This window comes from Faecalibacterium sp. OF04-11AC (assembly GCF_003460645.1).
GTDB lineage: Bacteria > Bacillota > Clostridia > Oscillospirales > Ruminococcaceae > Faecalibacterium > Faecalibacterium prausnitzii_I.
This window is the reverse complement of record NZ_QTVP01000004.1, coordinates 1-14,029: the sequence shown is the minus strand read 5'-3', so window position 1 is coordinate 14,029 and position 14,029 is coordinate 1. Positions and strand designations below refer to the sequence as shown.

The following is a 14,029-nucleotide window of genomic DNA, read 5'->3' as shown; positions in this document are numbered from 1 at the left end:
AATCCCCCTCAGCAATGCTGAGAGGGATTTTTTCATGCCACCGGCGGGGCTTGAACCCGCACTCTGTTTCCAGAAAGGGATTTTAAGTCCCTCGTGTCTGCCAATTTCACCACAGTGGCACAGAAAAGAGCTGCCGATTTACGACAGCTCTTATAATACAATAGAAACCGTTCTTTGTCAAGAACTGCTCTTAGACTTTGCCGCCGTGCAGCTCCGCGTACATGCGGGAGCGGCACTCTGCCACAGCCGGGGTCATGTTGACATAGTGCTTGTGAGGGCACTCGATGCGCAGCTCGGTTTCCCAAGTCTCCTCGGTGAGCTGCTGGGCAATGTAAGCTTTCTTCTCCGCGATGGAGGGCAGCTCAATGGCCAGCTCGCCGTTCAGGATATGGGGCACCAGCAGCTGTTTGACCCTGGTGGGGGTGATGGTGATGGTGCGCTCGATGGCATCCGGGTCCAGGTTGACCATCGTCACGGGCTTGCCGGCCTCAATGACCTCGCCATCCATGGCGATCAGGTCGCACTGTGCCTGGCCGTTCTCATCGTAGAGTCGCCAGGGCATCTTCTTGCCGGGGATGATGGCCTTACTGGCGGAATCAGAGCACTTCATCTTGGGCTGATAGCTGCCATCCGCCTGCTTGACGGCCACCAGCTTGTACACGCCGCCGAACACGGGGTCGGAAGCCGAGGTGATCAGGTTTTCACCCACGCCGTAAGAATCAAAGTGGGCGTGCTCATACAGCTCCATGTTGGCGATCTTTTTCTCATCCAGACCGTTGGAAGCTACCAGCTTGATATAGGGCTTGCCAGCCGCGTCCAGCGCCTTGCGCAGCCGCTTGGAGCCGCGGGCCAGGTCGCCAGAATCGATGCGGGCGCTCTTGACACGGCGGTTGGGGTCATTGGGATATTTCTCAATGAGGTAGTCGTCCAGCTTGATGAGGTTGGGCAGACCGCTCTCCATAATGTTGTAGGTGTCCAGCAGCAGGCTGACCGAATCCGGGTAGGTATCCGCAAAAGCCTTGAACGCGTCAAACTCCGTCGGGAAGAACTCGATGAAGCTGTGTGCCACGGTGCCCACGGCCTTGACATCCGAGCCATACTTCATCTCGGCCAGACAGTTGGCCGTGCCAATGCAGCCGCCCAGAACCGCCGCATAAGCGCCATCGTTGCCGGCGCTCTCGCCCTGTGCACGGCGGGTGCCGAATTCCATCACACTGCGGGGGGTGTGGGTGTTCAGGCCCACCACGCGGGTGGCCTTGGTGGTGATGAGGCTGTGGAAGTTCATGGTCTGCAGCAGGTAGGTCTCAATGAGGATGGCACCCACCAGGTCGCACTCAATGCGGACCATCTGGACATGGGGGTAGCAGACCGTGCCCTCAGGCAGGGCGTACATATCGCCTTTCCAGCGGTAGGTGCGCAGGTAATTGCAGAATTCCTCGCTCATGCCCTTGGTGCGCAGCCACTGGATGTCCTGTTCATTGAAGTGATAGTTGAGCAGGAAGCGGGTCAGCTTGCGCTGGCCGGCGCTGATGGAATAGCCATATTGTCCGGGTTCTTGCGGAAGAACATATCGAACACGAGGTAGTATCCTTGAAGCCGTTCAAAAACAGGCAGTTGGCCATCGTGAACTCATAAAAATCCACGACCATTGCGGGGTTATCATAATCTTCGTCCGGAATGTACGGAACAACTTTGATCTCTTCCATGGGGGTTTCCTCTCTTTTTTCTCCATCCGGCAGGATACCGCGCGGTCCTGCCGCCTGAAAAACTTCCCGGGACGCCGCGCAGAGGGCTGGCCGGGCGTGTAATCTGCCCTGTCATGACAGGGTGTTGGTAACACTATAGCATGGTTTTTGGCCCGGTGCAAGGCCTTTTGTAAAAAAGGGACTGTGGTTCGGTAAAATCTTTTTACTGTCACAGCCAGAAGATACAAAAAAGCTGCCCGGCGGCAGTGTGCCAGGCAGCTTTGCATCTTTCAAATTTTATCAGCCGTTGATGATGCTGGGGGTGGCGTTCTTCAGCATAACGTCATGGCTGCCGCCCTCCACGATGGAGGTGGAGGAAACGACGGTCAGCTTGGCTTTCTGCTGCAGTTCGGGGATGGAGAGGGCACCGCAGTTGCACATGGTGCTCTTGACCTTGTACAGGGTGGTCTGGACACCGTCAGCCAGCGGGCCGGCATACGGAACATAGCTGTCCACGCCCTCTTCAAAGCTCAGCTTGGTGGAGCCGCCCAGGTCATAGCGCTGCCAGTTGCGGGCACGGTTGGAACCCTCGCCCCAGTACTCTTTCATATACTGGCCGTTGATGCGGACCTTGTTCGTGGGGCTCTCGTCGAAGCGGGCAAAGTAGCGGCCCAGCATGACGAAGTCCGCGCCCATGGCCAGAGCCAGAGTGATGTGATAATCGTGGACGATGCCGCCATCGGAGCAGATGGGCACATAGATGCCGGTCTCCTTGAAGTACTCGTCACGGGCCTTGGCGACCTCGATGACAGCAGTGGCCTGGCCGCGGCCAATGCCCTTGGTCTCGCGGGTGATGCAGATGGAGCCGCCGCCAATGCCGATTTTGACAAAGTCCGCGCCGGCCTTGGCCAGGAAGCGGAAGCCCTCGGCGTCCACGACATTGCCTGCACCGACTTTCACGGTGTCGCCGTAGTTCTCACGGATCCAGCCGATGGTGCGGCTCTGCCACTCGGAGTAGCCCTCGGAGGAGTCGATGCAGAGGATGTCCACACCGGCCTCGACCAGTGCGGGCACGCGCTCGGCATAATCGCGGGTGTTGATGCCAGCGCCAACCACATAGCTCTTGTTGGCATCCAGCAGCTCGTTGGCGTTCTGCTTGTGGGAATCGTAGTCCTTGCGGAAGACGATGTACTTCAGGTTACCCTCAGCGTCCACCAGCGGCAGGGTGTTGATCTTGTTATCCCAGATGATGTTGTTGCAGTCGTGCAGAGAGGTGTTCTCCGGAGCAGTGACCAGCTTCTCGATGGGGGTCATGAACGTGGTGACGGAGGCGTCATCGGGGGTGTGGTTGACGCGGTAATCACGAGAAGCCACAATGCCCAGCAGCTTGCCGTTGGGGGTGCCGTCGGCGGTGATGGCGATGGTGGAGTGGCCGGTGCGGGCTTTCAGCTCCAGCACGTCGTGCAGGGTGGCAGTGGGAGCCAGGTTGGAGTCGGAGACGACATAACCGGCCTTGTAGCTCTTGACACGGCGGACCATGGCAGCCTCGTTCTCAATGCTCTGAGAGCCGTAAATAAACGAAACACCGCCCTGGCGTGCCAGTGCAATGGCCAGCTTATCGCCGGAGACAGACTGCATGATGGCGCTGATCATGGGGATATTCATTTCCAGCGGGCACTTCTCCTCGCCCTTGCGGTACTTGACCAGCGGGGTCTTCAGGCTGACAGCCGTAGGAATATTTTCTGCGGAGGAATAGCCCGGCACCAGCAGGTACTCGCCAAAAGTGCGGGAAGGTTCTTCGTAAAAATAAGCCATATTCTAAATCTCCTTTTTCTCTCATTGCAGCCCGTCAGGACAACAAATCCTTTTCACTTACAAAGCTTGTAACATGCTCAAAATGATTGTCTATATCATATCACAAAAGCCCGGCAAATACAAAACAAACTTTATAAAACCAAGCCAGAGAAAAACAGACATTTTGTATAGAGAATTTGCCGCAAAGTCACACTTTATTTTGGAAATGCTGGCCGATCTCTTAAATTCAGGGTGCAAAAAAGCTCATCCCTGTTTCAGGATGAGCTTTTTTGCACACGAAGCGAGATACCGCCTGTGCGGTGCGGGGGACTGTCAGCTGTGAAGGAGAACAGCTGGAGGAGGAAGTGCCCGACACCCGGTATCTCTTTAAAAACAAGAAGAAAAAGATTTCATGAACCAGAAAGGCGTCGCATTCCTTTCTGTAACTATATTGTAACTCTTTGTGTCGGATTTTGCAAGGGGTTTTTGTAATTTTTTTGTAATCAGTTTTTAATTTTTGTAACCTGTCCGTTTTCTTCCGCCGGGGCACCAAATTCCAGGTAGCACTCAAAGGCAGCGTGCTCCTCCCGACGGCCCAGCACATACCAGCCCTGCTCCACAGGGGCATAAAAGAGTTCCATCTTCTCCCCCATCGGCACTTCCCGGTGATATTTGATGGAAAAGAATTTCAGCTCCCGGGTCTGCCACACTTCCATCGGGATCACATCACAGGCGATATCCAGATAGACCGCATTGTTGATGTGGCCGTTCAGATCACAGAGAGAGTAGCGGGCCGTCCACTCTCCGGCCGGGAGCAGGTCTTTGCCCTTGTGGACCAGCTGCGGCAGCTCTTCGGGGAGGGACTCATTCTGGAAATTTTCTGCCGTCCAGCTGGGCCCCCGCAGGATCCGTCCGGTCTGGGTATCCACCAGCATCCAACGGCAGTCCACCAGCGCCAGTCGGTTGCCCTCTGCGTCAGTCAGGGTCGTCAGCCGCTTCATGGCGCCTTTCCGGAACACCTCGCAGGCCGTGGTCAGGGTAAACTCCTCGGACCGCACAGGCCGCCGGGTGATCTGCACCGCCGTCTTGGCCACCAGGAACGCGTTGTTCCGTTCCTGGAAGAACTGGTAATCCATCCCGTGGGCACGGGCATGGTCGGCAGAGATCTGCTCCACATAGCGCAGCAGCGCGCTGGGCTTGAGCTGGCGGCGGAAATCGCTGTCGCCATCCAGCGCGGTCATCTTCTCGGAATATTCAAGTCGTTCGGTCGTTTCCATCCTAGGTTCCTTTCTGTCTGCGGCAGACCAAAAACAGGCCGCGCTTGTTACGGCGCAGCCTGTCAGGATCGGTCCGGGAGAAAAATCAGTACATGTTGCGGCTGCGGCGGCGGACCTTGCGCCAGATGTTGAAGCAGGCCAGCGCCACCATGGCAAGCAACAGCAGCAGGAACAGATAGCCGCTGCCGCCCTCATTGTAGCTCTTCATCTCGCTCCACTTGATGTCCAACTCGCTGTTGACATCATCGCTGAGGGCCGTGAAGACCTTTTCCTTGGCCTCGATCTCTTCCGGCGGGAATGCGATCTCGCTGTCGGCCAGGTCTTCGTCCAGCACTTCGCGGACGCATTCCATGGGAGTAGTATATCCAATATACTCCGCATTTGCCTTGCCAATATCCGTCTCACACATAAAATTGATGAACATCTCGGCGGCTTCCTGGTGCTCGCTCGTGGCGGGGATGCACATGCTGTCCACCGACAGCACACTGCCCTCCTCCGGGAAGACCCAGGCCAGATCCGGGTTATCATCGATCATGGTGATGGCATCGCCGGAATAGTAGACGCCGATGGCAGCCTCTCCGCCGATCATCTTATCGAAGATCTCATCCATGACGTAGGCCTGCACCAGGGGCTTCTGAGCTTTGAGCTCTTCCACCACCTCGTCCACCTCTTCGGTGGATTCCGGGTTGATGCTCTTCCCTGCCTTGAATGCCGCAATGGCATAGGCGTCGCGGCTGTTGTTGAACATCAGAATATTGCCTGCATACTGCTCATCCCACAGGTCTGCCCAACTGGTGGGCGCTTTGTCCACCATGGTGGTGTTGTAGATGATGCCCGTGGTGCAGAGCATATAGGGCACGGTATAGGCATTTTCCGGGTCATAATCCGCGTTGCGGTAAACTTCGTCGATGTTCTGGAAATTGGGGATATTGTCATAGTTCAGGGGCTTGAGCATCCCCTCAGCGATCATCTTTGCCACCATGTAATCCGACGGAATGATGACATCATAATCGGCCGCGCCGGATTTCAGCTTGGCATAGAGCGACTCATTGGAATCAAAGGTGGTATAGTTGACCTTGATGCCTGTCAGCTGCTCAAAGGCCGATACCACGTCCACGCTGTCGTCCGAGCCGTTGGAGATATACTCACCCCAGTTGTAGACGTTCAGGGTCATGTTCTGGCCCTTGAAGCGGGTCCAGTCGTAATCGTCCGAAACAGAGACATCTTCGTTCACTTCCATGGTGCCCGCGGCAAATGCCGAAAGCGGCATACAGAACACCATCGCTGCAGCCAGAAGCAGTGCGGCAAGCCGTTTCATCTGTTTCATGCAGCATCTCCCCCTCTCAGCGCTTTCTGGTCCTTGCGATACTCACGGCTCTCCATGGCGTTGGAGATGAGGATGATGCTCAGGATGACCACAAACATGATGGTGGACAGCGCATAGATCTCCGGGCTGACCTTTTTACGGGTCATGGAGTAGATGGCAATGGGCAGGGTCTCCACGGTGCCGCAGTTGAAGTAGGAGATCATGAAGTCATCAATGGAATAGGTCAGGCAGATGAGGAACGCCGACAGGATCGCCGGGCTGATCTCGGGCAGGATGACCTTGAAGAATGCCTGCTTTGGGTCGCAGCCCAGATCCAGCGCTGCCTCATACAGCCGGATATCCAGCTGCTTGAGCTTGGGCGTCACGTTGAAGATGACGTACGGCACGTTGAACGCAATGTGCGCGATGAGCAGCGTGGGCAGGCCCATGATGGTATCGGGCAGGAAGTCCACCCCTTCGGTAAAGCGCTGGTATGCCACAAACAGCAGCATGAGCGAGATGCCGGTGATGATCTCCGGGTTGACCACCGGGATATAGGTGATGTTGGTCACCACCAGGCGGCTTTTGCGGCCCATGGAGGCAATGCCAAGGGAGGCCGCCGTGCCCAGCACCGTGGCGATGACGGCGGAAAGGAGCGCCACCTCAATGGACACCCAGAGGGCGTGGAGGATGGACGAATTGTGGAACAGGCTGACATACCATTTGAGGGTAAAGCCTGTGAACAGCGAATAGCCCTTGCTCTGGTTGAAGCTGAAGACGATCATATAGGCGATGGGCAGGTACATGAAGCAGAAAAACAGGATGATGTAGGCGCGTTGCATCAGACGCAGATGTTTTGTTTTCATCAGGACACACCCTCCATCTCATCCTCGTCAAAGCTCGAGGTAAAGCTCATGCAGAGCAGGACAATGATCATCAGCACCAGGCTCATGGCAGAGCCCACATTGAGGTTATAGCTGTTGCCCAGGAACTGCATCTCGATCAGGTCGCCGATGAGCAGGTTGGAGCCGCCGCCCAGCATCCGGCTGATGACGAACGTGGACACCGCCGGGACAAACACCATGGTGATGCCCGTGCTGATGCCGGGCACGCTCATGGGGATGAGCACACGCACAAGGGTCTTGGTGGTGGAAGCGCCCAGGTCCTGGGCCGCCTCCACCAGACTCTGGTCGATCTTGGTCATGCTGGTATACAGCGGCAGGATCATATAGGGCACATAGTTGTACACCATGCCCAGCACCACCGCGCCGGAGGTATTCAGCATGGTATAGGGTCCCAGGCCAAACAGGCCCAGCACCGCGTTGACGGGGCCATTGACGCTGAGCAGGCCCATCCAGGCATAGGTACGGAGCAGGAAGTTCATCCACATAGGCAGCATGACCAGCATCAGCATGATGTGCTGCTTGTTCACCCGCAGGCGGGAGAGGAAGTAGCCCACCGGGAACGCAATGACCAGGCAGATGACCGTGGCAATGAGGGCCAGCAGCAGGCTGCGGGCAAACACCGAGCTGTAGCCGCTGACGGAGGCCAGATTGTCCAGCGTGAAGTTGCCGTTGCCATCCGTCAAAGCATAGTAGACCACGATGATCAGCGGCACCACCGTAAACAGCGTCATCCACAAGAAGTAAGGATACGCCAGTTTTTTATCATAAATCTTCATCATGGCTGCATCACCCCTCGGACCGCGCCATAATGTGGATCTCGTTGGGGCCGATCCGCATACCGATGGTCTCGCCCGGCGTGCAGGCACGGGTGGAGTGGATGAGCCACTCGCGGCCCTCGCAGTCCACATGCATCTCAAAGTGGACGCCCTTGAAGATCACATCGTTGACCACACCGGTCAGCTGGCCCTCCACCGGGGAGACCACCTCGATATCCTCCGGGCGCACGACCACCTGCACGCTCTGTTCCCGGGCAAAGCCGCGGTCCACGCAGGGGAAATCCACACCCGAGAACGAGACGAGGAAGTCCTTGTGCATCACGCCGTCCACAATATTGGAGTCGCCGATGAAGTCCGCCACAAAGGCGTTCTTGGGCTCGTTGTAAATATCCTCCGGGGTGCCGATCTGCTGCACCTTGCCGCCGTTCATGACCACGACGGTATCCGACATGGTCAGGGCCTCTTCCTGGTCGTGAGTGACATAGATAAAGGTAATGTTCATCTCGCGCTGCAACCGCTTCAGCTCCAGCTGCATCTCTTTTCGCAGCTTGAGGTCCAGCGCGCCCAGAGGCTCGTCCAGCAGCAGGATCTCCGGCTCGTTGACCAGACTGCGGGCGATGGCCACGCGCTGCTGCTGGCCGCCGGACATCTGGCTGATGCTGCGGCGCTCAAAGCCTTTCAGGCCCACGACCTCCAGCATATCGCGCACCTTGCGGCGGATGGTCTCTTCGTCCATCTTTTTCAGCCGCAGGCCAAAGGCCACATTCTCAAACACGTTCAGGTGCGGGAAAAGGGCGTATTTCTGGAACACCGTGTTCACCGGGCGCTTGTAGGGCGGCACGCCCGTGATGTCCTCGCCTTTGAGCAGGACCTGGCCCGCATTGGGCTCCAGAAAACCTGCAATGAGGCGCAGAGTGGTGGTTTTGCCGCAGCCGGAAGAGCCCAGCAGCGTCACAAACTCTTTGTCATGGATGTCGAGGTTCAGCCCATCCAGAATGCGCTGACCATCAAATTCCACCACGATGTCTCGCAGTGAAACGATCACCGAGTTGTCCATAATTCCATTATCCTCCTTAAACTCAGATACGAAAAAAGACAGGGTATTGACCCCATCCCTCGTACCAGGGTGACCCAGCCCCGCACAACATCCATGACAACCGTAATATTGCGCAGTTATTCTGCCCTGTCCCGTCTATCTTAATCAATCCTTGCCAAAATGTCAATCACTCTGCCGATGTTTGCCGAAACTTTACATCCCGCAACAAAAAAACATGCACCGCACCGGAATTTTGGTGTGGCGCACGCTGCGTGATTTTATTCAGGTTTCAATGCGTTTTCTGGCAGCAGAAGCGCCTGCACCGTGCTCTGGTCCACGGTATAGAGGGAACCATCCCCCTCCACCATCAGGTAATAGCCGTCCATGCCGCTGGCGTAGCGCAGGGTGACGGTCTTTTCCGCCGTGGTCACCTGCACGGTCACCAGCGGGGTGTCAAACCCGGCCGCGGCCAGGTCGGCACCATCCGCAGGGGTGATCTGCCCGCTGACATAACTGCTGAGCGCCGTGAGGATGGCATTCGTTTTGTCCGTGTCGAGGTCTGCCGTGGGGTCATTTTCCAGCCGCCAGACCGTCTGATAGGCGGTGCTGTCCGAGGCCGCCTCGCTTGTGCCGCTGCCTGCACTCTCCACCGGCTCCGACATGGCTTTCAGGGAGACCGTCTCTCCATCGGCCAGCGTATAGGAGACTGCCTCGATGGCCGAGCTGGTGAGCCCCGCCGGGCTGAACGCGCCAAAAAGGGCAGCTTTGTCTTTCAAAAAGCAGTTCAGCTTGGAGGACGCCACCGTATACACAGCGCTCTCCCCTGCCTTTTGCAGGTAGACATCCCCCGTGACGGCATTGCGGGCTCCGAATACCAGTGTTTCCTCGCCGCTGTCCGTGGTGATGGTCACGGTGGCCTGCGGAGCGGAGAAGCCGTAGTCCTCCCCGGCTGCTTCCTGCAACTCACGTTTGGCGTTCAGCGCCGAAACGGCGGTCAGCATGGCGTTGCAGGAGGATTCATCCAGATGGTAGTCCGGGTCTTCCGCCAGAGACCAGCTTCCATTGGCATACGCCAGCGTCAGGGTTCCGCTCCGCGCTTCCATTTGGATCTTCCGGACTGTATCCGACGGGATGGCCAGCACCGGGATGCTGCCGTCGGCTGCTTCACTGGCAGCCTGTTCGGCTTTCCGGTTGGATGCCGTCAGCACGGCCAGCGCGATGCCCGCCAGCACCACAAGGCCCAGCAACAGCAGCAAAACGGCGGTTTCCGGTTTCTTTTTCGGGTACTGCATCTGCTCTGCCCCCTTACTTGCGGCGGCGCAGCAGGACCACAACGGCACCTGCCGCCAGCACCGCAGCGGGCAGAATGATCACAAAGGTCAGGCCCAGCGCCACAGAGGTGGAGTTGGACACTTCCAGCGGGGCTGCCTCCAGTGCCTTGGATTCGATGAGGGTCGTGCTCTCCTCAAAGGCCAGGGTGGTGGCACAGGCCTGCAGAAACGTCACGTTGCCAGGCAGCACCTGATAGATGCCCTCGTTATCCATATTGCCGCAGTCGATCCAGATGACTTCCGCTTCGGTGTTCTCATTGCGGGCGTAGGCCGCCAGCGTGAACGGGCCGTCCGGGTCGCCGTCCTCCTGCGTAAGGGTCGTCATCTCATAGCCCGCCGTCTTGCTGTAGGACTCAGCGGAGGTGGTCAGCAGGGCTTCCGAGATCACGTCTTCTGTCTCGGTCAGGGCGATGCCCTGGGCCATCTGAAGCAGGACACCACGGTTTTTGTCCACGTTGTCCAGCACGCCGCTCTCCACCGCAGAGGCGTAATCCGGCAGCAGATAGGTGGGGTAGCCGTTCATAGAATGACTGCTATCCCCCTCCACCACCAGACCCTCCGTGCGGGAAAGGCCAAACTCTGCCAGCAGGGCATCCAGATTGGGGGTGCGGTTGTAGCTGTCAGTGGTGATCAGCAGTTTGCCGCCCCGGCTCAGGTAGCCGCGCAGGTCGCTCATCTCGTCCACCAGTGCCCCGGCGGAAGCAAAATCCTGCACGGGGTTGTTGATGATGAGCAGGTCACAGTCTTCCGGGATGCTGTCCGAGAGCAGATCCAGCCCGGTGAGAGTCAGGTTCTGGTTTTCCAGTGCACTGGTCAGGGTATCCGTCAGCGTCTGCTCCCCGTGGTTGGTGGTGTAGTAGGCGTGATGTTCTTCCCCGCTGGTCAGGCGGTAGAGGACCGAGGTGATCTTGTTTTCCCCGTCAAAGGTTACGCTGGAAGTACCTGTGAGGGAATAGTTGCTGTAGTCTTCTTCGTAGAGGTCCGCGGCATCCAGCACCGTGCTGTTTTCGCCGCAGACCAGAATGAGGCTTCCATTGGTCACATCTGTGGCCCCATACTGGGTGGCAAAGGTCGGGTAGAGGGCCGGGTCTTTCAGCTCCCAGCTCAGGTGGCTGCTCTCCGCCGCGTAGTGATCCAGCAGCTTGGAGAGGATGACATCCTCGTTGCCCGTCTCCGCCAGATAATAAATTTGAACGTCCTGGGTCAGATTTTTGACCACCTCAATGGAGTTGTCGCTCAGGGTGTAGAGCCCCGCCTCCGAGAGGTCCCACTCCGTATACCGGGACGGGATGGCCCGGACGATGAGGTTGAGCAGAATGACCAGCACCAACACCAGCGCCGTGACCGTTGCGGAATAGACTCCGCTGCGGAAGATTTTACTGGCTGCTTCGCTTTTCTTCCGCTTGTTCCAATTCAATTTCATACCGTTTTCCTCCTCTCAGTTCCAGCGGCGCTTCTCGATGCTCTGCGCCGTAAAGAACAGGAACAGCCCCGTCACCGAGAGGTAATACACCAGCGTCGGGAGAGAAAAACTGTTGTTGACGAATTCTTCAAAGGGGGTAAACAGGCACAGCGCGCTCAGCACCGTGCTGAACGCACTGGTCAGCCAGGCGCTCTTTAAAAGGAAGAGGCCGGACAGCCCCATGCAGAGGGCCGCGAACAGCAGACATCCCAGTGTAAAGCTCCGGGTGCGCAGCCCCACCAGCACGGAGGATGCTCCCGCCAGCCCGGTAAAAACCGCCAGCGCCACGGCACTGCCCGCGTTGAACATGGTGCGCAGGCTGGGCATCATGTAGGCCAGCAGCAGCACTGCCACGCCCATAACGGCGGCAATGATCTGATTCTCCGTCAGACCGGAGAGGAACTCCCCGATGGCGATGGCCGCACAGCCCAGCAGAAAATAGCATAAAAGGCCCGCGAAGTTGGCCGCCAGTGCCGTGGTGGTGCTGCCCAGCCCCCAGAGAATCAAAATCATGACGGCATCCACGAGGCAGGGAATCGCAAAAATGACCGCCATGGCAAAAAATTTGCCCAGCACGATGCCCCATACCGACACCGGGCTGGTAAGAAGAAGCTGATCCGTGCGGCTGCGACGCTCCTCGGCCAGCGAGCGCATGGTGAGCACCGGGATATAAAGCAGCAGGATAAAAATGGTGCGGTAGAGCGTGTAGTAGCTGAAATCCGTCATGCCATAGCCCAGATCCAGCGCCAGAAAGTAAAGCCCGGAGGTTGCCAGCAGAAAAGCCGTGAGCACATAGCCCATCATGCCATGGAAATAGCTTTTCAGCTCCCGTTTAAAAATCGCTGTCATGGGGTTCCTCCTCTTCTTCCGGGTCGGTCTGTGCCCCGGTCAGGGCCAGGAAGACTTCTTCCAGGCTTCTGCCGTCCGCGGTCAGCTCCTGCAGGGTGCCGGAGGCCGCCAGTTTGCCTTTGGAAAGGATGAGCACCTGCTGACAGACCGCCTGCACCTCGCTGAGGATATGGCTGGACAAAATGACGGTGTGGGCCTTGCCCAGCTCCCGGATGAGTTTGCGCATTTCGATCACCTGCGCCGGGTCCAGGCCCACGGTCGGCTCGTCCAGAATGATGATCTTTGGGCTGCCCAGCAGAGCCTGCGCAATGCCCACCCGCTGTTTATAGCCCTTGGACAGGCTGCGGATGAGCCGGGGCAGCACTTTTTCCAGCCCCGTCCGCCGGGCGGCACGGAGCACCTGCTCCTTGCGCTGGGCACGAGGGACTTTTTTGAGCTCTGCCACAAAGTTCAGGTACTCCCCCACCGTCATTTCCGGGTAGAGGGGCGGCTGCTCCGGCAGATAGCCCACGCAGGCCTTGGCCTCGTCGGCCTCCTCCGGCAGCGGGTGCCCCGCCACCGTTACCTGCCCGCTGGTAGCCGAGAGATACCCGGTGAGGATATTCATAATGGTAGACTTGCCCGCGCCGTTGGGCCCGAGCAGACCGTAGATCTGGCCGTCCTCCACCGTGAACGAGACATCGTCCACCGCCAGATGACCGCCGTATTTTTTGGTGAGATGGGATACTTCGATCACAGAATAACGCTCCTTATCTCAGCATCTTATGCTTTATTGTTGGTATATTCTAGGATATAAATGTGTTCAAAATAAGGCAAAGAAGTGTAAACTCCGCAAGACGCCCCATTGCGGCAGAAAACGACGCCTGCACAAAACAAAAAGCGCCGCTCCCCGCAGGGAACGACGCTGAGAAAAGACCAGTAATTACTTACGGCCGAAGCGCTTGTTGAAGCGCTCAACACGTCCGCCAGTGTCAACCAGCTTCTGCTTACCAGTGTAGAAGGGATGGCACTTAGAGCAAACTTCGACGTGGATCTCGGGCTTGGTGGAACGAGTCTTGATGACGTTGCCGCAAGCGCAGGTAATGGTGCAGTCAACGTAGTTCGGATGGATACCCTGTTTCATTCTTTTCACCTCAATTCTGGTTCTGACTTATTGGGGCCATATTTAATGTATGTGCCCATCACAACCTTCAATATCGGCTACCCCGTCGAGCGGCCTTGGAAACGATTGCCTTAATATTATAGCACGGATTTTGAGAATTGCAAGAGGGAAATTTTGATTTTTTCGATTTGCAAAAGACAAAATCAAAATTGAACCATGACCTGATGATTTTAAAATATCATAAAAAGCAAAACCAGCCTAGCAGTTTCACCTGTTAAGCTGGTTTATTATTTTATCTTGACAATTTCTCAGTATTATTGGTGCCATTGGAGCCTTGCTGACCATTTGGAACCAGTTCAAGCGCTCCTAAGGGAGAAAAACGGCCATGCTGTGAAAATGAACTGCACCCCATTTGTTAGACAGTATGGTATACTGTTTAGGAAATGGGGTGTTTTTGTATGCCAAAGGGAATACCACAGAAAAAATATAGTGGGGAATTCAAAATA

Annotated in this window: 12 protein-coding genes, 1 tRNA gene and 1 pseudogene; all 14 read right to left on the bottom strand. The window is 56.9% G+C overall.

Features of this window, described 5'->3' with window-relative positions:
* Nucleotides 1–35: 35 nt before the first annotated feature.
* Nucleotides 36–119, bottom strand: a tRNA-Leu gene (locus DXA70_RS02885).
* A 71-nt stretch (nt 120–190) separates the two neighbouring features.
* Nucleotides 191–1,498: a nicotinate phosphoribosyltransferase gene (pncB, locus tag DXA70_RS02880; RefSeq protein ID WP_243001054.1), complete on the bottom strand. Its 1,308-nt coding sequence runs from the start codon at nt 1,496–1,498 to the stop codon at nt 191–193.
* Entirely contained in the window at nt 1,476–1,706 is a 231-nt protein-coding gene (locus tag DXA70_RS14045; protein WP_243001026.1) for a hypothetical protein, read from the bottom strand. Before DXA70_RS14045 ends, pncB begins: the two co-directional genes overlap by 23 nt.
* A 279-nt stretch (nt 1,707–1,985) precedes the next feature.
* Nucleotides 1,986–3,500, bottom strand: a complete 1,515-nt coding sequence (locus DXA70_RS02875) for an IMP dehydrogenase (RefSeq protein ID WP_128117569.1) — start codon at nt 3,498–3,500, stop codon at nt 1,986–1,988.
* A gap of 482 nt (nt 3,501–3,982) precedes the next feature.
* Nucleotides 3,983–4,756, bottom strand: coding sequence for an acyl-ACP thioesterase domain-containing protein (locus tag DXA70_RS02870; protein WP_128117568.1), 774 nt, complete (start codon nt 4,754–4,756; stop codon nt 3,983–3,985).
* Between the two features lie 85 nt (nt 4,757–4,841).
* On the bottom strand, nt 4,842–6,074 hold the full coding sequence (locus DXA70_RS02865; protein WP_128117633.1) for a spermidine/putrescine ABC transporter substrate-binding protein: 1,233 nt from the start codon (nt 6,072–6,074) through the stop codon (nt 4,842–4,844).
* 5 nt (nt 6,075–6,079) lie between these two features.
* The gene (locus tag DXA70_RS02860) at nt 6,080–6,928 is read right to left on the bottom strand and encodes an ABC transporter permease (RefSeq protein WP_128117567.1); all 849 of its coding nucleotides are present in this window, start codon (nt 6,926–6,928) and stop codon (nt 6,080–6,082) included.
* Nucleotides 6,928–7,743 carry an ABC transporter permease gene (locus tag DXA70_RS02855; RefSeq protein WP_128117632.1) on the bottom strand — a complete coding sequence of 272 codons (816 nt, stop codon included), beginning with the start codon at nt 7,741–7,743 and terminating at the stop codon, nt 6,928–6,930. Before DXA70_RS02855 ends, DXA70_RS02860 begins: the two co-directional genes overlap by 1 nt.
* Nucleotides 7,744–7,753: 10 nt before the next feature.
* Nucleotides 7,754–8,800, bottom strand: coding sequence for a spermidine/putrescine ABC transporter ATP-binding protein (potA, locus tag DXA70_RS02850; protein ID WP_128117566.1), 1,047 nt, complete (start codon nt 8,798–8,800; stop codon nt 7,754–7,756).
* Nucleotides 8,801–9,057: 257 nt separating this feature from the next.
* Nucleotides 9,058–10,071 (bottom strand): DUF4340 domain-containing protein, encoded by a 1,014-nt coding sequence (locus tag DXA70_RS02845; protein ID WP_128117565.1) that lies wholly within the window; start codon nt 10,069–10,071, stop codon nt 9,058–9,060.
* A gap of 13 nt (nt 10,072–10,084) precedes the next feature.
* Entirely contained in the window at nt 10,085–11,533 is a 1,449-nt protein-coding gene (locus DXA70_RS02840) for a Gldg family protein (RefSeq protein WP_128117564.1), read from the bottom strand.
* Nucleotides 11,534–11,548: 15 nt separating this feature from the next.
* Complete coding sequence (locus tag DXA70_RS02835; RefSeq protein WP_128117563.1) at nt 11,549–12,421, bottom strand: ABC transporter permease; 873 nt, start codon at nt 12,419–12,421, stop codon at nt 11,549–11,551.
* Between the two features lie 82 nt (nt 12,422–12,503).
* A pseudogene (locus tag DXA70_RS02830) lies at nt 12,504–13,157 on the bottom strand (ABC transporter ATP-binding protein); the annotation flags it as partial.
* 186 nt (nt 13,158–13,343) lie between these two features.
* The gene (gene rpmE, locus DXA70_RS02825; RefSeq protein ID WP_005926533.1) at nt 13,344–13,544 is read right to left on the bottom strand and encodes a 50S ribosomal protein L31; all 201 of its coding nucleotides are present in this window, start codon (nt 13,542–13,544) and stop codon (nt 13,344–13,346) included.
* Nucleotides 13,545–14,029 lie beyond the last annotated feature (485 nt).

Bases quoted from the DNA above. Each gene is read 5' to 3' on its own strand.
- DXA70_RS14045 (WP_243001026.1), bottom strand. From the start codon at position 1,706: ATGGAAGAGATCAAAGTTGTTCCGTACATTCCGGACGAAGATTATGAT.
- DXA70_RS02875 (WP_128117569.1), bottom strand. From the start codon at position 3,500: ATGGCTTATTTTTACGAAGAACCTTCCCGCACTTTTGGCGAGTACCTG.
- DXA70_RS02870 (WP_128117568.1), bottom strand. From the start codon at position 4,756: ATGGAAACGACCGAACGACTTGAATATTCCGAGAAGATGACCGCGCTG.
- DXA70_RS02865 (WP_128117633.1), bottom strand. From the start codon at position 6,074: ATGAAACGGCTTGCCGCACTGCTTCTGGCTGCAGCGATGGTGTTCTGT.
- DXA70_RS02860 (WP_128117567.1), bottom strand. From the start codon at position 6,928: ATGAAAACAAAACATCTGCGTCTGATGCAACGCGCCTACATCATCCTG.
- DXA70_RS02855 (WP_128117632.1), bottom strand. From the start codon at position 7,743: ATGAAGATTTATGATAAAAAACTGGCGTATCCTTACTTCTTGTGGATG.
- potA (WP_128117566.1), bottom strand. From the start codon at position 8,800: ATGGACAACTCGGTGATCGTTTCACTGCGAGACATCGTGGTGGAATTT.
- DXA70_RS02845 (WP_128117565.1), bottom strand. From the start codon at position 10,071: ATGCAGTACCCGAAAAAGAAACCGGAAACCGCCGTTTTGCTGCTGTTG.
- DXA70_RS02840 (WP_128117564.1), bottom strand. From the start codon at position 11,533: ATGAAATTGAATTGGAACAAGCGGAAGAAAAGCGAAGCAGCCAGTAAA.
- DXA70_RS02835 (WP_128117563.1), bottom strand. From the start codon at position 12,421: ATGACAGCGATTTTTAAACGGGAGCTGAAAAGCTATTTCCATGGCATG.
- rpmE (WP_005926533.1), bottom strand. From the start codon at position 13,544: ATGAAACAGGGTATCCATCCGAACTACGTTGACTGCACCATTACCTGC.